The sequence below is a fragment of the Nocardioides thalensis genome (assembly GCF_013410655.1).
In the GTDB taxonomy this organism is placed as follows: Bacteria; Actinomycetota; Actinomycetes; order Propionibacteriales; family Nocardioidaceae; genus Nocardioides; species Nocardioides thalensis.
The window spans coordinates 4,031,370-4,049,530 of the sequence record NZ_JACCFP010000001.1 but is presented as its reverse complement, the minus strand read 5'-3'; the positions used below and the strand labels follow the sequence as shown (position 1 = coordinate 4,049,530).

Annotated in this window: 14 protein-coding genes; 5 read left to right on the top strand and 9 right to left on the bottom strand. The window is 72.7% G+C overall.

Going from position 1 to position 18,161, the window contains the following annotated elements; all coding sequences use genetic code 11:
- Positions 1–23 precede the first annotated feature (23 nt).
- From HNR19_RS19720 to upp, 7 genes are all read right to left on the bottom strand, one after another.
- Positions 24–1,517, bottom strand: coding sequence for a molybdopterin-dependent oxidoreductase (locus tag HNR19_RS19720; RefSeq protein WP_179669491.1), 1,494 nt, complete (start codon positions 1,515–1,517; stop codon positions 24–26).
- A 39-nt stretch (positions 1,518–1,556) separates the two neighbouring features.
- Entirely contained in the window at positions 1,557–3,302 is a 1,746-nt protein-coding gene (gene treZ / locus HNR19_RS19715) for a malto-oligosyltrehalose trehalohydrolase (protein WP_179669490.1), read from the bottom strand.
- Positions 3,302–5,638, bottom strand: a complete 2,337-nt coding sequence (gene treY, locus HNR19_RS19710; protein WP_179669489.1) for a malto-oligosyltrehalose synthase — start codon at positions 5,636–5,638, stop codon at positions 3,302–3,304. The genes treZ and treY overlap by 1 nt, the downstream gene beginning before the upstream one ends.
- Before the next feature lie 8 nt (positions 5,639–5,646).
- Positions 5,647–7,869 carry a glycogen debranching protein GlgX gene (gene glgX, locus HNR19_RS19705; protein WP_179669488.1) on the bottom strand — a complete coding sequence of 741 codons (2,223 nt, stop codon included), beginning with the start codon at positions 7,867–7,869 and terminating at the stop codon, positions 5,647–5,649.
- Between the two features lie 83 nt (positions 7,870–7,952).
- Positions 7,953–9,383 (bottom strand): Re/Si-specific NAD(P)(+) transhydrogenase subunit beta, encoded by a 1,431-nt coding sequence (gene pntB / locus HNR19_RS19700; RefSeq protein ID WP_179669487.1) that lies wholly within the window; start codon positions 9,381–9,383, stop codon positions 7,953–7,955.
- A gap of 4 nt (positions 9,384–9,387) precedes the next feature.
- Positions 9,388–10,926 (bottom strand): Re/Si-specific NAD(P)(+) transhydrogenase subunit alpha, encoded by a 1,539-nt coding sequence (locus HNR19_RS19695; RefSeq protein ID WP_179669486.1) that lies wholly within the window; start codon positions 10,924–10,926, stop codon positions 9,388–9,390.
- A 195-nt stretch (positions 10,927–11,121) separates the two neighbouring features.
- Positions 11,122–11,766 (bottom strand): uracil phosphoribosyltransferase, encoded by a 645-nt coding sequence (upp, locus tag HNR19_RS19690; RefSeq protein ID WP_179669485.1) that lies wholly within the window; start codon positions 11,764–11,766, stop codon positions 11,122–11,124.
- A 129-nt stretch (positions 11,767–11,895) separates the two neighbouring features.
- Here upp and HNR19_RS19685 point away from each other — a divergent pair, with 129 nt between their 5' ends.
- Genes HNR19_RS19685 through HNR19_RS19675 form a run of 3 tightly spaced genes read left to right on the top strand, consistent with a single transcriptional unit; the run spans position 11,896 to position 13,324 of the window.
- On the top strand, positions 11,896–12,384 hold the full coding sequence (locus tag HNR19_RS19685) for a tRNA adenosine deaminase-associated protein (protein ID WP_179669484.1): 489 nt from the start codon (positions 11,896–11,898) through the stop codon (positions 12,382–12,384).
- Positions 12,385–12,410: 26 nt separating this feature from the next.
- The gene (locus HNR19_RS19680) at positions 12,411–12,866 is read left to right on the top strand and encodes a nucleoside deaminase (protein ID WP_179670397.1); all 456 of its coding nucleotides are present in this window, start codon (positions 12,411–12,413) and stop codon (positions 12,864–12,866) included.
- A complete protein-coding gene (locus HNR19_RS19675) occupies positions 12,863–13,324 on the top strand; it encodes a MarR family winged helix-turn-helix transcriptional regulator (RefSeq protein WP_179669483.1) in 462 nt (153 codons plus the stop codon). The genes HNR19_RS19680 and HNR19_RS19675 overlap by 4 nt, the downstream gene beginning before the upstream one ends.
- Here HNR19_RS19675 and eda read toward each other — a convergent pair.
- Entirely contained in the window at positions 13,287–13,922 is a 636-nt protein-coding gene (gene eda, locus HNR19_RS19670) for a bifunctional 4-hydroxy-2-oxoglutarate aldolase/2-dehydro-3-deoxy-phosphogluconate aldolase (RefSeq protein ID WP_179669482.1), read from the bottom strand. The genes HNR19_RS19675 and eda overlap by 38 nt on opposite strands.
- The gene (edd, locus tag HNR19_RS19665; RefSeq protein ID WP_425490694.1) at positions 13,903–15,741 is read right to left on the bottom strand and encodes a phosphogluconate dehydratase; all 1,839 of its coding nucleotides are present in this window, start codon (positions 15,739–15,741) and stop codon (positions 13,903–13,905) included. Before edd ends, eda begins: the two co-directional genes overlap by 20 nt.
- A 149-nt stretch (positions 15,742–15,890) precedes the next feature.
- Between edd and HNR19_RS19660 the strand changes: the two genes are divergently transcribed.
- The gene (locus tag HNR19_RS19660; RefSeq protein WP_179669480.1) at positions 15,891–17,096 is read left to right on the top strand and encodes an ROK family transcriptional regulator; all 1,206 of its coding nucleotides are present in this window, start codon (positions 15,891–15,893) and stop codon (positions 17,094–17,096) included.
- 37 nt (positions 17,097–17,133) lie between these two features.
- On the top strand, positions 17,134–18,147 hold the full coding sequence (locus HNR19_RS19655; RefSeq protein ID WP_218910328.1) for a substrate-binding domain-containing protein: 1,014 nt from the start codon (positions 17,134–17,136) through the stop codon (positions 18,145–18,147).
- Positions 18,148–18,161 lie beyond the last annotated feature (14 nt).

Here is an 18,161-nt window from a genome sequence, read left to right as displayed (position 1 = left end):
ATGGGTGCGGACAGCACCGCTTCTCAGCCGACCTCGACGAATAGCTCGTGGATCCCGCTGGACCCGGCCGGGAACGGCTCGGCGCGCGCCGCGGTCTGGACCGTGCCGTCGGCGGTGATCGTCCGTGCGGCCAGGGAGTGGGAGCCGGGCTCCGCGCGCCAGCGATGGAACCACTGCCGCCAGTACGGGTCGCCCGCCGTCGGGCCGAGCTGCGCGTCCTCCCAGGGACCGCCGTCGACGCGCACCTGGACGCCCTGCACGCCGCCGTCGGCCTGCGCCCACGCGATGCCGCCGATCACGACGTCGCCCGCGTCGAGCCGGGCGAGCGCTCGCGGGGTGTCGATGCGCGCGGACGGCTTGATCGGCGCGTCGGTCGCCCAGCCGCGCCGGGTCCAGTAGGCCTCGCGGTCGGCGTACGTCGTGAGCGTCAGCCGGGTCAGCCACTTGGTGGCGCTGATGAAGCCGTACAGGCCAGGGACGACGAGCCGGACGGGGAAGCCGTGCTCCCGGGGGAGCGGTGCACCGTTCATGCCCACGCAGACCAGGGCGTCGCGGCCGTCGGTCGCGAGCGCCAGCGGGGTGCTGATCGTCATGCCGTCGAAGTCGGTGGACAGGATCTGGTCGGCGGACCGGCCCACCCCGGCGAGGTCGAGCACGTCGGTCAGGCGCACGCCGAGCCAGCGCGCGCCGCCGACGTACGGCCCGCCGACGCTGTTGGACACGCAGGTGAGGGTGATGTCGCGCTCGACCATCGGCATCGCGAGCAGGTCGTCGAACGTCAGCGTCACCTCCCGCTCGACGTCGCCGTCGATGGTCAGGGTCCAGCCGTCGGTGGAGACGACCGGTGTGTCCAGCCGGGTGTCGACCCGGTAGAAGTCGGCGGCCGGCGTCCGGAACGGCGTGACGCCGGGGACCTGGTCGTCGAGCCCGCGGGGGAACGGCGGTGCCGGGTCCCGGGGCGCCGGCAGTGCCACGTCCTCCTCGCGGAGCCGCAACCGGCTGGCCAGCCACCCGCCGCCGCCCGACGCCAGCGCGAGGGCGGCGACGGCGCCGGTGGCGAGCAGGAAGCCGCGGCGTCCGGGCGCGGTGTCCCGGGGACGGGCTCGCGCCAGCAGGACGAGGGTCAGTACGGCGACCGCAGCCGCGGTCGCGGTGGGCACGAGGTCCGCCGCCGAGGTCGTGGGCCGGTCGAGCACAGCGAGCCCAGCGAGGCCGGCCAGGGCCGCGAGGGCCGCGGCGCCGTACCGCAGGCGCCTCCGGGCGAGCAGGCCCGCCGCCGCTGCGAAGGCGACGACCCCGACCAGCACCGAGCCGACCAGGATCGGCTTGTCGGCGGTCCCGAACGTGCGGATCGCCCACTCCTTGGCCGGGGTGGGGGTGCGGTCGATGACCGCCGAGCCCACAGCGAGCACCGGTGAGGTGGCGACGTCGCGGAGCGCGGCCACGAGATGGCCGACGGCCAGGCCCGCCGCCGCACAGAGGATGCCGATCAGGGCCCACGCCGTCCGTCCGGTCATGGGTGTTGTTCGGCGCCGTGCGCCGGCCGGATGGCTCGTTCAGGCGGGACGCGCGACCAGCGCGCCGGCGTGCGGCAGCAGCGTCAGCGCCCCGTCCGCGATCGTGGCGCCGGCGGGGGAGGCGAGGAGCACGTCGGTGTGCCCCGTCGGCAGCACGGCCCGGTCGTCGCCGAAGTTGACGGCGACGGCCAGCCGGCCGCGGTGCAGGACGAACGTGCGCGCGTCCTCGTCAACCTCGCACCGGACGCTGCCGAACGCGGGATCGGTGAGCTCCGGGTGCTCACGCCGGAGCGCGGCGAGCGCCCGGTAGGCGGCGAGCACCGTGGCGTGTCGTCCGGACTCCAGCTCGCTCCAGTCGAGCTTCGACCGCTCGAACGTGGCGGGGTCCTGCGGGTCGGGGACCACGTCGGGGTCCCAGCCGTGGCGGGCGAACTCCGCGATCCGGCCCTCCGCCGTCGCCTTCCCCAGCTCGGGCTCCGGGTGGGAGGTGAAGAACTGGAACGGCGTGGACGCGGCCCACTCCTCGCCCTGGAACAGCATCGGCGTGAACGGGCCGCACAGCGTCAACAGTGCCGCGCACACGAGCTGGTCGTCGTCGAGGTGCTCGGTCAGCCGGTCGCCGACGGCGCGGTTGCCGATCTGGTCGTGGTTCTGGCTGCAGACGACCAGCCGCCAGGTCGCCACGTGCTCGGTGTCGATGGGCACGCCGTGGTCGCGCTCGCGGAACGACGACCAGGTGCCGGCGTGGAAGAACCCCTCCTCGCAGACCTTCTTCAGCGCCGCCAGCGGCTCGAAGTCGGCGTAGTAGCCGGTCGTCTCGCGCGTCAGCGCGACGTGGACCGCGTGGTGGAAGTCGTCGCTCCACTGCGCGTCGAGGCCGTAGCCGCCCGCCTCCCGCGGCGTGAACATCACCGGGTCGTTGAGGTCGGACTCCGCGATCAGCGTGAGCGGTCGCCGCAGGTGCGCGGAGAGCGCGCCGACCTCGACCGCCATCTCCTCGAGCAGGTGCGTCGGCGAGGAGTCGTCGAGCGCGTGCACGGCGTCGAGCCGCAGCCCGTCGACGTGGTAGTCCTCGAGCCACATCCGCACGTTGTCGAGGATGTAGCGCCGCACCTCCGCCGATCCGTCGCCGTCGAGGTTGAGCAGGTCGCCCCAGGTGTTGGCGCCCTCCTTGAGGTACGGCGCGAACAGCGGCAGGTAGTTGCCGGACGGGCCGAGGTGGTTGTAGACGACGTCCTGGATGACCCCGAGACCGGCCGCGTGACACGCGTCGACGAAGCGCTGGTAGGCCGCGGGCCCGCCGTACCCCTCGTGCACGGCGTGCCAGAGCACGCCGTCGTAGCCCCAGTTGTGGGTGCCGTTGAACGCGTTGACCGGCAGCAGCTCGACGAAGTCGACGCCGATCGACCGCAGGTGGTCGAGCCGCCCGGCCGCCGCCTCGAGCGTGCCCTCCGGCGTGAACGTGCCGAGGTGGAGCTCGTAGATCACCGACCCGGCCAGCTGGCGCCCGGTCCAGTCCTGGTCGTTCCAGTCGTACGCCGACGGGTCGAACCTGCGCGAGAGCTCGTGGACCCCGCCGGGCTGGCGCCGCGAGCGCGGGTCGGGCCGCGGTTCGCTGTCGTCGTCGAGGAGGTAGCCGTAGTCGACCTCGTCCCGGGGCGCCGGCACCGGACCCGTGGGGGTCCACCAGCCGTCGCCGCCGCGCTCCATCTCCACGACGTCGCCGTCCGCGACGAGCCGCACCCGCGACGGCCGCGGCGCCCACACGTCGAACGGCCCGCGCATCACGCGTCCTCCTGCACCAGCAGCGCGACCGGAAGCTCGGCGAGCAGGTCGGCCACCCGGCCGTCGGTCGCTCTGTCCGTCAGTACGTCGCGCCAGCGGCCCGCCGGCAGGTCGAGCACGGTGTCGCCCCAGCCCCTGCGCCGCTCGAGACCGACCGGGAGGCGGGTGACGACGGTGACCGCGCCGCCGCGGTCGAACGCGAGGGCGTGGTCGGCAGCGGCGCCGGTCGCCGCGACCGGTGCGTAGCCGCCGAAGAGGTCCGGCCGGTCGCGCCGCAGGGTCAGCGCGGCGCGGCTGAGGCGCAGCTTCGGCGCCGCGTCGTCGTCCGCCGTGCCCGCCAGGACCGCCGCCCGGTGGTCGAAGTCGACGGGGCGCCGGTTGTCGGGGTCGACCAGCGACGTCTCCCAGAGCTCCGAGCCCTGGTAGACGTCGGGGACGCCGGGCATCGTCAGCGCGACCAGCTTGGCGGCGAGCGCGTTCGAGCGGCCGGGTCCGTCGACGCGGGCGGCCAGGTCGCCGAGCACCCGCTGGACGTCGTCCGACGCGAAGACCGCGTCGACGGCGGCGTGGACCGCCGACTCGTAGGCCTCGTCCGGGTCGGTCCACGTCGTGTGGTCGCCGGCCTCGCGCATGGCCTTCTCGGCGTACCCGTGGAGCCGGGCGGGGAGGTCGGGCAGGTGGTTCGGGGTCCACGCGCCGAGCACCGCCTGCCACAGCAGCGCGCCGAACCCGGGGTCGGGCACTGGCGCCAGCCGGAGCAGCTCGTCGAGCGCCTGCTCCCACACGTCGGGGATCTCGGCCAGCACGGTGATCCGGGACCGCACGTCCTCGCCGCGCTTGGTGTCGTGGGTCGAGAGCGTGGTCATCGCGTGCGGCCAGTCGCGCTGCCGCACCGCCATCGCCTCGTGGAACTCATCCGGGGTGATCGAGAAGACGTTCGGGTCGCCGCCGACCTCGTTGAGCGAGGTGAGGCGGGACCAGCGATAGAACGCGCAGTCCTCCACGCCCTTGGCCATCACCATGCCGCTGGTCTGCTGGAACCGCTTCGCGCCGTCGACGTCGGGGTCGGACAGCCACGGCTCGAGCCGGTCGAGCGTGGCGCCGAGGTCGGGGCGCCGCCGTCGCGCCTCCGCGAACGCCCGGTCGAGGTGCTCGCGCCCGTGCGGCAGGTAGGACCGGTAGACCGGGAAGCACGCCATCAGCTCCCCGAGCGCGTCCTCGGCGCGGAACGCGGGCAGGCCGGGGTCGTCGCGCCGCAGGTCGCGGACGATGCGGCGTACCTCGGAGTGGAGGAGGTTGTCGGCGACCTCGCGCTTGCGGTCGTGCACCATCTCGTGCCAGTCGACGGGAGCGCCGCGGAGCCGGGTCTCGAGCGCGTCGAGCGGCGCCTGCCCGCCGGGATCGGTGAGCACCCGGTCGACATGAGCGAGGGCGTCGTAGCCGGTCGTGCCCGCGGTCCGCCAGTCCGGTGGCAGGTGTTCCCCGGGCTCCAGGATCTTCTCGACCAGCACGTAGGCGCCGCCGGTGAGCGCGGCCAGGTCGTCGAGGTACTTCTTCGGGTCGCGCAGGCCGTCGGGATGGTCGACCCGCAGTCCGTCGACGAGGCCCTCGTCGAACCAGCGGCGGATCTCCACGTGCGTCTCGTCGAACACCTCCGGCTCCTCGACGCGGACGGCGGCGAGCGTGTTCACGGCGAAGAAGCGGCGGTAGTTGAGGCCGTCGTCGGCGACGTGCCAGTTGACGAGCTCGTAGTGCTGGCGCGCGTGCACGGTGTTGGCGTCGACGCCCTCGGCGCCCCAGTCGTCGGCGGTGCCGGGCGCGACCGGGAACCGCTGGTCGTGGTAGCGCAGCTCCAGCTCACCCTCGGGGCCCTCGGCGACGGCCAGGTTGGCGATCGGGCCGCCGTCGAGGGGCTGGTCGTCGTCGCCGACCACCGGGATGCGCAGCTTCTGCCCGGTGGCGTTCCAGTCGATGTCGAAGGCCGCGGCGTGCTCCGCCGCGCGACCCTCGCGCAGCACCTCCCACCACCACGGGTCGGCCGACGGCGTGGCCACGCCGACGTGGTTGGGAACGATGTCGACCAGAACGCCCATCCCCAGCGACCTCGCCTCCTTCGACAGCGCGGCCAGGCCCTCCGCCCCGCCCCGGGCGGGATCCACGTGGTCGTGGGCGACGACGTCGTAGCCGTGCGCGCTGCCGGGCTCGGCGGCCAGCAGCGGCGACAGGTAGACCCAGTCGGCGCCGAGGTCGCGCAGGTAGGGCAGCAGCTCCGCGGCGGCGAAGAGGTCGAAGTCCTCGCTGATCTGGAGGCGGTACGTCGACTGCGGGGCGCGCATGCCGGCGGTCACCCCTGCTGCGCCAGGGCGACGGACGCGGCCACCGACAGGTCGGGCTCGGCCTCGGGCTCGCGGTGCTCGCGCAGCACCACCATGCTGCGGTGGGGCACGGTGAACGTGGCCCCGGCAGCGAAGGAGCGTTCCTCGGCGCTCTCCGCACCGGTGTCGATCACGACGTCCCAGGCCTCGGCGTACTCGTCCGGCGGCAGCGTCACCGTCGCCTCGCCGTCGGCGTTGAAGTAGAGCAGGAAGTGGTCGTCGACGATCGGCTGGCCGCGCTCGTCGCGCCCGGCGATGCCGTGGCCGTTGAGGTACATCCCGAGTCCGGAGGTGCTGTCCCAGTCGTCGTCCTCCATCGGCCGGCCGTCGAGGTGGAGCCAGACGATGTCGTTGAGCCGGTCGCCGTCCCCGCCGTCGGGCACCCGGACGGTGCCTCCGGTGAAGAAGCGCTTCCTGCGGAAGGTGGGGTGCTCCTGACGCAGCCGGGCGACGGCGGCGGTGAACTCGACGAGCGGTTCGTCGGCGTGGTCCCAGTGAACCCACGACAGCTCGTTGTCCTGGGCGTAGACGTTGTTGTTGCCCTGCTGCGTGCGGCCGAGCTCGTCGCCGTGCGAGAGCATCGGGACGCCCTGGCTGAGCAGCAGCGTCGCGATCAGGTTGCGCTGCGAGCGCGCCCGCGCGGCGAGGATCCCGGCGTCCTCGGTCGGACCCTCGGCACCGTGGTTCCAGGACCGGTTGTGCGACTCGCCGTCGTTGTTGTCCTCGCCGTTGGCCTCGTTGTGCTTCTGGTCGTAGGAGACGAGGTCGCGCAGCGTGAAGCCGTCGTGTGCGGTGACGAAGTTGATGCTCGCGAACGGCCGGCGCCCCGAGTGCTCGTAGAGGTCGGCCGAGCCCGCGAGCCGGCTGGCGAGCTCGCCGAGCGCGGGCTCGCCGCGCCAGAAGTCGCGGACGGTGTCGCGGTACTTGCCGTTCCACTCCGTCCACTGCGGCGGGAAGCCGCCGACCTGGTAGCCGCCCGGGCCGATGTCCCACGGCTCGGCGATCAGCTTGACCTGGCTGACGACCGGGTCCTGCTGGACGAGCTCGAAGAACGCGGCGAGGCGGTCGACGTCGTAGAACTCCCGCGCGAGCGTGGACGCGAGGTCGAACCGGAACCCGTCGACGTGCATCTCGCTCACCCAGTAGCGCAGCGAGTCCATGATCAGCTGGAGCGAGTGGGGGTGGCCGACGTTGAGGCTGTTGCCGGTGCCGGTGTAGTCCATGTAGTAGCGCCGGTCGTCGTCGACCGTGCGGTAGTAGGCGAGGTTGTCGATGCCGCGCATCGACAGCGTCGGCCCGAGGTGGTTGCCCTCCGCGGTGTGGTTGTAGACCACGTCGAGGATCACCTCGATGTCCGCGGCGTGCAGCGCCTTGACCATCGACTTGAACTCCTCGACCTGCTGGCCGAGGGCCCCGGCCGATGCGGCGGCGTCCGTACGGCGGGTCGCCGCGGCGTAGTCGGCGTGCGGCGCGAAGAAGCCGAGGGTGTTGTAGCCCCAGTAGTTGCGCAGCCCCTTGTCGAGCAGCGTCGAGTCCTGGACGAACTGGTGCACCGGCATCAGCTCGATCGCCGTCACCCCGAGCCGCGTCAGGTGCTCGGTCACGGCCGGATGGGCGATGCCGGCGTACGTGCCGCGGATCTCCTCCGGCACGTCGGGATGCAGCTGCGTCAGGCCCTTGACGTGCGCCTCGTAGATGAACGTCTCGTTGTAGGGGCGGTCGGGACGGCGGTCGCCCTCCCAGTCGAAGAACGGGTTGATCACGACGCCGTGCATCATGTGCGCCGCCGAGTCGGCGTCGTTGCGCGACGGGCTGTCCTCGGGATCGCCGAAGTGGTAGCCGAAGAGGCTCTCGTCCCAGTCGATCTCGCCGGCGGTGGCCTTGGCGTACGGGTCGAGCAGCAGCTTGCTCGGGTTGCACCGCAGGCCGTTGGCGGGGTCCCACGGCCCGTGCACGCGGTAGCCGTAGCGCTGCCCGGGCCGCACGGCCGGCAGGTAGCAGTGCCAGACGTGGGCATCCACCTCGACGACCGGGACCCGGGTCTCCCGGTGACCACCGGGAGCGTCCGGGTCGGGGTCGAACAGGCACAGCTCCACGCCCTCGGCGACCTCGCTGAACAGCGCGAAGTTGGTGCCACTGCCGTCGAACGTGGCGCCCAGCGGATAGGCCCTGCCGGGCCAGACTTCGGTCACGAGCGGCTCCCTGCCCTGGTCGGTCTTTATCGATCAAACCACGGCAGGGGGTAGTACCCGCTCCGAGCGCCTTTAGGCCTCGCTCAGGCCAGCGCTCGGATGATGTCCTCCACCCGCTCCTTGGCGTCGCCGAACAGCATCTGGCTGTTGTCGCGGAAGAACAGGGGGTTCTGCACGCCCGCGTAGCCGGGCGCCATCGACCGCTTGAACACGATGACGTGGTGGGCGTTCCAGACCTCGAGCACCGGCATGCCGGCGATCGGGGACGACGGGTCCTCCGCGGCGGCCGGGTTGACGGTGTCGTTGGCGCCGATCACCAGGACGACGTCGGTCGAGGGGAAGTCGTCGTTGATCTCGTCCATCTCGAGCACGATGTCGTAGGGGACCTTGGCCTCGGCCAGGAGCACGTTCATGTGGCCGGGCAGCCGGCCGGCGACCGGGTGGATGCCGAAGCGCACCTCCACGCCCTTGGCCCGCAGCTTCGCCGTGAGCTCGGCGACCGGGTATTGCGCCTGCGCGACGGCCATGCCGTAGCCGGGCGTGATGACCACCGAGCCGGCGTGGGCGAGCATCTCGGCCGCCTCCTCGGCGCTGACCTCGCGGTGCTCGCCGTAGTCGGGGCCGTCGCCGGCAGGGGCCTCGATGCCGAAGCCTCCTGCGATGACCGAGATGAACGAGCGGTTCATCGCCTTGCACATGATGTAGGACAGGTAGGCACCGGAGGAGCCCACGAGCGCGCCGGTCACGATGAGCAGGTCGTTGCCGAGCAGGAACCCCGACGCAGCGGCGGCCCAGCCGGAGTAGCTGTTCAGCATCGACACGACGACCGGCATGTCGCCACCGCCGATCGAGGCGACCAGGTGCCAGCCGAGACCGAGCGCGAGCGCGGTGAGCACGGCGAGCAGCACGTCGGCGGAGCCGTCGACGTGGGCGTCGGTGCCGACGTACAGCACCGTCAGGAGGGCGAAGGCGACGAGCGAACCGACGTTGGTCAGGTTTTTGCCCGGCAGCATGAGCGGGGCGGACTTGATCTTCGCCGACAGCTTCAGGTTGGCGACGATGGAACCGGTGAACGTGACGGCGCCGATGAAGATGCCGATGGCGACCTCGGCCTCGTGGATGTTGTTGAGGCTGTCGAGCTCGTAGTGGGAGCCCTCGAGGTGGCCGTTCCAGCCGATCAGCACCGCCGCGAGGCCGACGAAGCTGTGCAGGGCGGCGATCAGCTCGGGCATGCCCGTCATCTCGACGATCCGCGCGCGCCACAGACCGATCACGGCGCCGATGCCGATGGCCAGGAGCATCAGCACGATGGCGATCTCGTTGTCGGTGTCGAGGTTGAAGTCGACGACCGCGACCACGGTGGCCGCTAGGGCCACGGCCATGCCGACGATCCCGTAGGTGAGGCCGTTCTTGGCGGACTCGTGCCGGGAGAGCCCGGCGAGGGAGAGCACGAACAGCAGCGACGCGACGATGAAGGCCGCGCCCGCCATGGAGGCGATTTCCAGTCCGAACATCGGCTCAGGCCTCCTTGCTGAACATGCCGAGCATGCGCCGGGTGACCGCGAAGCCACCGAAGATGTTGATGGAGGCGAGCAGCACCGCCACCGTGGCCAGCCCCTGGATCAGGGCGTCGTGGCTGGAGAGCTGCAGCAGCGCCCCAACGACGACCACACCGGAGATGGCGTTGGTGACCGACATCAGCGGGGTGTGGAGGGCGTGCGCGACCTTGCCGATCACGTAGTAGCCGATCACGATCGACAGCATCAGCACCATGAAGTGGTTGCGCAGATCGGGCGTCGGCGCGAGCGCGTTGACGAGCCAGAAGAGGCCGATGGCCCCGAGCACGAGGCCGACCTTCTTCGCGGGCGACATCGGCTCCTTCGCCGGTGCCTCTTCCCGTACGGCGGCCGCGGGCGTCTGCTGCGGTGCCGCGGAGACCTGCACCGCGGGCGGTGGCCACATCGACTCCCCGCCGTGCGCGACGGTGATGCCGCGCTGCACGACGTCGTTCATGTCGAGCGTGAGCCGGCCGTCCTTCTCCGGCGTCAGCAGCTTGAACAGGTTGACGATGTTGGTGCCGTAGAGCTGCGACGTCTGCGCCGCCAGCCGGCCGGCGAGGTCGGTGTAGCCGAGGATCGTCACGCCGTTGTCGGTGACGATGCGCTGGTCGGTCTCGGTCAATGCGGCGTTGCCGCCGTTGGCCGCGGCCATGTCGACGATGACCGAGCCTCCGCGCATGCCGCGGATGGTCTCCTCGGTGATCAGCTTCGGTGCCGGGCGGCCCGGGATCAGCGCTGTGGTGATGACGATGTCGGCGTTGCGCGCCTCCTCGTCGTACATCGCCGCGGTGGCGGCCTCCTGCTCGGCGGTCATCTCCTTCGCGTAGCCGTCGGAGCTGACCTCCTGCTCCATGTCGACCACGACGAAGTCGGCGCCCATCGACTCGACCTGCTCGGCGACCTCGGGGCGCACGTCGAACGCGCGCACGATGGCGCCCATGGCCGACGCGGCGCCGATCGCGGCGAGGCCGGCGACGCCGGCGCCGACGACGAACACCCGCGCCGGCGGGATCTTGCCGGCCGCGGTGACCTGGCCGGTGAACATCCGGCCGAACTCGTGCGCGGCCTCGACCACGGCGCGGTAGCCGGCGACGTTGGCCATCGACGACAGCACGTCCATGGACTGTGCGCGCGAGATCCGCGGGACGGCGTCCATCGCGAGGGCGGTGACCCCGGCCTCGGAGAGCCGCTGGACGAGCTCGGGCGAGCGCGCCGGCGCCATCATCGACACGATGGTCGCGCCGCTGAGCAGCCGGCCGACCTCCTCGTCGGTGGGCGCGTTGACCTTGATCACGATGTCGGCGGCCCAGACGTCGTCGCTGCTCCCGACGCGCACCCCCGCGTCGGCGTACGCACTGTCGAGCTGGTCGGCCGCCTCGCCGGCGCCGGTCTCGACGACCACGTCGTAGCCCAGCTGCGCCAGCTGGCTCGCTGTCTTCGCGGTCGCAGCGACGAGCGTCTCGCCTGCCTTCGACTCGCGGGGGATGCCGATCAGCACAGGGCCTCCTGAAGGTCCGGGGGTTCAGCGCAGGTCAACCTACACAGGAATGTATGCACTTTTCCTCCGTCCCAAAGTCGGGCACGGTGAGCAACGCCACCCGTATGGGGAACCGGTCACCCGGCGCGCGAGCAGTGGGTAACTCGGCGCCGAGCGGTGGGGTAGCTCAGCGTCCGGGCCCGCGCGGAGCCCGGGTCAGCCGCCGGCGACGCCGTACAGGCGGTCGCCCGCGTCGCCCAGGCCGGGCACGATGTAGCCCTTGTCGTTGAGCTTCTCGTCCATCGCGGCGGTGACCACGGTGACCGGGACCTGCAGGTCCTCGAGCTCCTTCTCGAGCCTGGTGCAGCCCTCGGGGGCGGCGAGCAGGCAGACGGCGGTGATGTCGTTGGCGCCGCGGTCGACGAGGAACCGGATGGCCGCCGCGAGCGTGCCCCCGGTCGCGAGCATCGGGTCGAGCACGTAGCACTGGCGGCCGGAGAGGTCGTCGGGCAGCCGCTCGGCGTACGTCGACGCCTCCAGCGTCGCCTCGTTGCGCACCATGCCGAGGAAGCCCACCTCGGCCGTCGGCAGCAGGCGCATCATGCCGTCGAGCATGCCCAGGCCGGCGCGGAGGATCGGGACGACGAGGGGACGCGGGCTGGCGAGCTTGACGCCGGTCGTCGGCGCCACCGGCGTGACGATGTCGGAGTCCTCGACGCGGACGTCGCGGGTGGCCTCGTAGGCCAGCAGGGTGACGAGCTCGTCGGCGAGGCTGCGGAACGTCGGTGAGTCCGTGGTCTCGTCGCGGAGGACGGTCAGCTTGTGGGCGACGAGGGGGTGGTCGACGACCTGGATGCGCATAGCCCGAACCCTACGGCCAAGCGCAGGTCGGGTTCCTTTCCGCACTGCCTGCACATTTCCTCTGGCCCGGGCGGCGGTGTCGTGTCACGCTGGACCTGGTCCGGGCGTGCGCGAGGAAGGAGTGGGCCGATGACCGTCATCATCGACGCGGTCGACTTCGCCGTCGCCGCGTTCCGCGAGGACGGCGACTGGCAGGTCGCCGAGGTCACCCACGACCACGTCTCCGACGTCGAGTCGCTCGCGTCCGCGCTGCGCCGGCTGCCCGGCGACGGCGGCGCGGTCGGCATGGTCGCGATCGACGACGACTTCTTCGTGGTCGTGCGCGTCGCCGGCACCCAGACCCGGGTGCTCCTCTCCGACGTCACGGCAGCGACCGAGTGGGAGCTCGCCGCCTCCGCTGTCGAGTTCCTCGGCCTGCCCGTCCCCGACGACGACATCGACGACCTCGAGCCGGCCGGCGACCTCGAGCTGCTCAGCGACCTCGGCATGCAGGCCGTCGACCTCGCCGCGATGCTCGACGACGAGGAGGCCTACCCCGACGAGGTGCTCTCCGACATCGCCCGCCGCCTCGGCTTCGGTCCGCTGTTCGACGACGCCGTCGGCTTCACCTCGGCGTGACCCTGCACGACAGCTGGCGCGCCCCGATGGAGGCCGCGCTCGACGAGGCGCGCGCGGCGCTGGCCACCGGCGACGTACCGATCGGCGCGGTCGTCGTCGACGCCTCCGGCGAGGTGATGGGCGCCGGGCGCAACGTCCGCGAGGCGGTGGCCGACCCGACCGGCCACGCCGAGGTCGTCGCCCTTCGTACGGCGGCCGCGGCCCGCGGGGAGTGGCGGCTCGACGGCTGCTCGCTCGTCGTCACGCTCGAGCCGTGCACCATGTGCGCCGGTGCCGCGGTGCTCTCGCGGGTCGACCGCGTGGTGTTCGGCGCCTGGGACCCGAAGGCCGGCGCCGTCGGCAGCCTCTGGGACGTCGTCCGCGACCGGCGCCTCAACCACCGGCCGGAGGTGGTGAGCGGCGTCCTCGCTGACGAGTCGGCCGCGCTCCTCGAGGACTTCTTCGCGACGCAGCGGTCCTTCGGCGAGGTCGAGCCGGGATGATCGACGACGACCTGGTCCGCGCCGTCGGCCGCGAGGTGCTGCGACTGTCGCGGCGTCGTGTCCTCACGCCGGCCGGAGCCGAGCTCGACCAGTCGGTGTTCCGCATCCTGTGGGCGGTGGCGGAGCACGGCCCGCTCTCCATGCGCGAGCTGGAGCACGAGCTCCAGGTGGAGCAGTCGACGGTCAGCCGTCAGGTGAAGGGGGCGGTCGCCCTCGGCCTCGTCGAGCTCGAGGCCACGACGGGGCGGCGGGAGCGGTTGGTGCGGCTGACGCAGGCGGGCCGCGACGCCTACGAGCGCGACGGTGCGCTGCGGCTCGCGATCTTCCGCGAGACCCTCTCCGGGCTCGGGCGCGAGCGCGTCGAGTCGCTCGTCCGCGACCTCGCCGACCTCAACGACGCGATCGAGAGGACCTACTCGGTCAGCGAAGGGCCGAGGCCTCCGCAGCCAGGCGGGTGATCCGTGCCCAGTCCTTCGCCGCGACAGCGTCCGCCGGGGTGATCCAGGTGCCGCCGACGCAGCCCACGTTGGGCAGCGCGAGGTAGTCCGGCGCCGAGGCGGCGGTGATGCCGCCGGTCGGGCAGAACCGCGCCTGCGGGAGCGGGCCCCCGACGGCCTTCAGGTACGGCGCACCGCCGGCGGCCTCGGCCGGGAAGAACTTCATCTCCGTGCGTCCCGACTCGAGCACCGCCAGCACCTCGGACACGCTCGACGTGCCCGGCAGGAACGGCAGCCCGGTGTCGGCCATCGCCGCGAGCAGCGCGGGCGTCGTACCGGGAGAGACGAGGAAGCCCGCGCCCGCCTCGGCGGCAGCGTCGGCCTGCGCCGGGGTGGTGATCGTGCCGGCGCCGAGCAGGATGCCGGGCACCTCGGCGGCGATCGCGCGGATCGCGTCGAGCGCGACCGGCGTGCGCAGCGTCAGCTCGATCGCGGGCAGCCCGCCGTCGACCAGCGCCTGGGCGAGCGGCACCGCCGTGGCGACGTCGTCGACCACGACGACGGGGACCACCGGGACGGCGTCGAGGAGTGAAGCGCCCTCAGGCAGTGGCGCGCTCATCGGCCACCTCCTCGGCCGGTACGGCGGGGAACACCGTCGCGCCGGCGTCGGCCGGCCCGACCGCGTTGCGGAAGACCGAGAACAGCTCGCGGCCGGTGCCGACCCACTGCTCCTCGGTCGGCGCGAAGCCCGTGGGCAGCCGGTGCGCGAACTCGTCGGCCGTCGCGATGTCGAGCACGCCCTGGTCGGCGTCGATGTGGATCAGGTCGCCGTTGCGCACCTTCGCCAGCGGCCCGCCGTGGGCGGCCTCCGGGGTGACGTGCAGCGCGGCGAGCACCTTCCCGGACGCACCGGACAGCCGGCCGTCGGTGACGATCGCGACCTTCTGGCCCCGGTCCTGGAGGGCGCCGAGCGCAGGCATCAGCTTGTGCAGCTCGGGCATCCCGTTGGCGGCCGGGCCCTGGTAGCGGATCACCGCGACGAAGTTGCGGCCGTCGAGGTCACCCGCGTGGAACGCGGTGAGGAAGTCGTCCTGGTGGTCGAAGACCCGCGCGCGGGCGGAGATCGCGCGGTGCTTGGTCTTCAGCGCGGAGGTCTTCACGACGCCCGACCCGAGCGGGCCGGTCACCATCTTGACCCCGCCGTCGCCGGCGAAGGGATCGGTGGCCGGACGCAGCACCTCGTCGTCGAGACTCCGGGTGGTGCGCTCGCGCCAGACGACGGTGCCGTAGCCGACGTCGGCGAGCACCGGCTCCTCGACGTAGCGGCGCAGGCCCGGGCCCGCGATCGTCCGGACGTCCTCGTGCAGGAACCCTGCGTCGAGCAGCGTCCGCACGAGGAACGGGACGCCCCCGGCGGCGTGGAAGTGGTTGATGTCGGCCGCGCCGTTGGGGTAGATCCGCGCCAGGAGCGGCACGACGGCCGACAGGTCGGCGATGTCGCCCCACGTCAGCTCGATGCCGGCCGCGCGGGCGATCGCCACCAGGTGCAGCGTGTGGTTGGTCGATCCGCCGCTCGCCAGCAGGGCGACGCACGCGTTGACGATGGTGCGCTCGTCGACGAGCTCGCCCACGGGCACGCGGTCGTCGTACTTCGAGATCGCGACGGCGCGCGCCGCCGCCTCGCGGGTGAGTGCCTCGCGCAGCGGGGTGTCGGGGCTGATGAACGAGGACCCCGGCAGGTGGAGCCCCATCACCTCCATCAGCAGCTGGTTGGAGTTGGCGGTGCCGTAGAACGTGCAGGTGCCGGCGGAGTGGTACGACGCCGCCTCCGCGTCGAGCAGGGCCTCGCGGTCGACCTTGCCCTCGGCGTAGAGCTGCCGGACCCGCGCCTTCTCCTTGTTCGGCAGGCCCGATGCCATCGGGCCCGCGGGGACGAACACGACCGGGAGGTGGCCGAAGGAGAGGGCCCCCATGAGCAGGCCCGGCACGATCTTGTCGCAGACGCCGAGGAGCAGTGCGCCGTCGAACATGTCGTGCGAGAGGGCGATCGCGGTGGACATCGCGATCACGTCTCGGCTGAAGAGGGAGAGCTGCATGCCGTCGCGGCCCTGGGTGATGCCGTCGCACATCGCCGGTACGCCGCCCGCGACCTGCGCGATGCCGCCGGCGCGGATCACCGCCTGCTTGAGGATCGGCGGGTAGTCGGCGTACGGCTGGTGTGCCGACAGCATGTCGTTGTAGCTGGTGACGATCGCCAGGTTGGGCTTCTGGCCGCGGCGCAGCTGCGTCTTGGCCTCGCCCTCGGCGGCCGCGAAGCCGTGCGCGAGGTTGGCGCAGGCGAGGCGGCCGCGCGCCGGACCGCGGTCGGCGGCGGCGCTGATCCGGGAGAGGTACGACGACCGCGTGGCGCTGCTGCGCTCGACGATCCGTGCCGTCACTGCCGCCACGGTGGGGTGAAGGGACTCGCGTGACATGTCGCTCTTCCTGGGTTCGAGGGCGAGAACACGTCAACGCTAGACCGAAGTTGGGCCTGTGGCAACCAAACTTAGGTTTAACGAGGACCTAAGTCATGTCCTATGGTGTGCCCATGGTCACGCTGGTCGCCGGTGGTGCGGGCTCGGCGGGGGAGATGCTCGAGCTCCTCCGGTCCGGCCGCGCCGCCACCCGCTCCGACCTCCGCCGGCTGACCGGCCTCTCCCGCTCCGCCGTCGTCGGCCGGGTCACCGCGCTCGTCGACGCCGGCCTCGTGCTGCTCGGCTCCGAGCTGGCGTCGACCGGGGGTCGCCCCGCCGGGGGCCTGGTCTTCAACGCGTCCGCGGGCGTCGTGGTGGCGGTCGCGGTGGGCCGCACCCGCACCCAGCTCGGCGTCTTCGACCTCGCCGGCGTCGAGCGCGCCGCCGCCTCCGTCGAGCACGAGATCGGCGCCGGGCCCGACGAGGTGATGCCGCCGGTCGCCGACGAGCTCGGCCGCCTGCTCGACGGGCTTCCCGACGGCGGCGACGTCTTCGGCATCGGGCTCAGCCTGCCCGGCACCGTCGATCCCGTCCGGGGAGTCAGCATCGACTCCAAGGTGATGGTCGGCTGGAACGGCGTCCCGCTCGAGCCCTACCTCACCGAGGTCGCTCCCGCCCCGCTCCTCGTCGGCAACGACGCCGACGTGCTGGCCCTGTCCGAGCGACTGGGGCACGCGGCGTCGTACTCCAACCTGATCGTGGTCAAGGCCTCCACCGGTCTGGGGCTCGGCATCCTCGCCGACGGCCGCGTCGTCTCGGGCCACCTCGGCGCCGCCGGGGAGATCGGCCACACCAAGGTCGACGCCGGCGAGGGCCGGGTCTGCCGCTGCGGCGACGTCGGCTGCCTCGAGACGGTCGCCGCCGGGTGGGCGCTCGTCGCGGGCCTCCGCGAGCGCGACCGCCACGTCGAGCACGTCCGCGACCTGGCCCGGCTCGCGCTCTCCGGCGACGCCGAGGCCAAGCAGCTGCTCCGCGACAGCGGGCGCCAGCTCGGCGAGCTGCTCGCCGTCGCGATCAACCTGCTCAACCCGCAGGCCGTCGTGCTCGGCGGCGACATGGCCGCGCCGTTCGACGTCTACGCCGCCGGCGTCCGCGAGACCGTCTACGCGCGGGCCTCTGCGCTGGCGACCCGCGAGCTCCAGTTCCTGCCGTCGACGTACGGCGACCGCGCGGGCGTCGTCGGCTGTGCCGCGATGGCGCTCGACCACGTGCTGAGCCCGGCCGCGGTCGACGCCCGGCTCGAGCGCGGCGCGGTCCGTGCCGAGGCGGAGGGCTCGTAGCGCCTCGGCGCCCCTGTGACGGCCTAGCATGGCGCGCGTGGTGACGAGTGCGGGTCGGCGGCCGAGCATGGCCGACGTGGCGGCGGTCGCCGGAGTCTCGCACCAGACCGTCTCGCGCGTGCTCAACGGCTCGCCGCTGGTGAAGGCCGAGACCCGCGAGCGCATCGAGGCGGCCATCCGCGAGCTCGGCTACCGGCGCAACAACGCCGCCCGCCAGCTGGCCACCGCGCGGTCGGGCCGGATCGGGATGGTCTCGGCGCACCTCGCGCTGCACGGGCCGAGCATGATCTCGGCCGCGGTCCAGGAGGCCGGCCGCGCCGCCGGCTACGAGGTGTCGCTCGTCGGCATGATCGAGCTGTCGGAGCGCTCCCTCCACGACGCCGTCGACCGCCTGCTCGACGAGGACGTCGAGGCGATCGTCGTCGCCGTCGCCCTCCGCGAGGCCCAGTCGATCGTCGCGTCGCTGTCGTTGCCGATCCCCGTCGTGCTGGTGCAGGGCGTCGGCGCCGGTACGCCGATGGCCGCCGGCGTCGATCAGGAGGCCGGTGCCGCGGCCGCGACCAGCCACCTGCTCGACCTCGGCCACCGCGCGGTCGCGCACGTCAGCGGCCCCCTCGACTGGGTCGAGTCGGGCCGGCGGCGCGAGGGGTGGCGCCGCGCCCACGAGGAGCGCGGCCTGCTGCCCGGCCCCGAGATCGAGGGCGACTGGTCGGCCGCGAGCGGCTACCGGGCGGGCGTGCGGATCTGCGCCTCCGACGAGGTGACCGCGGTGTTCGCCGCCAACGACTCGATGGCCCTCGGACTGCTCAAGGCCCTGCACGAGCACGGCCGGCGGGTGCCCGACGACGTGAGCGTGGTCGGGTTCGACAACGTGCCGGAGGCCGAGTACTTCTGGCCGCCGCTCACCACCGTCAACCAGGAGTTCGCCGAGCTGGGGCGACGCGCGCTCGAGCTGGCGATCCGGGCCCTGGGCGGCGAGGAGGCGCCGGTCGCGGACCTGCTCGCGCCGGCCCTCGTGGTGCGGCGATCCACCGCCCGACCGCCCTCCTGATGTTAACGTTCACA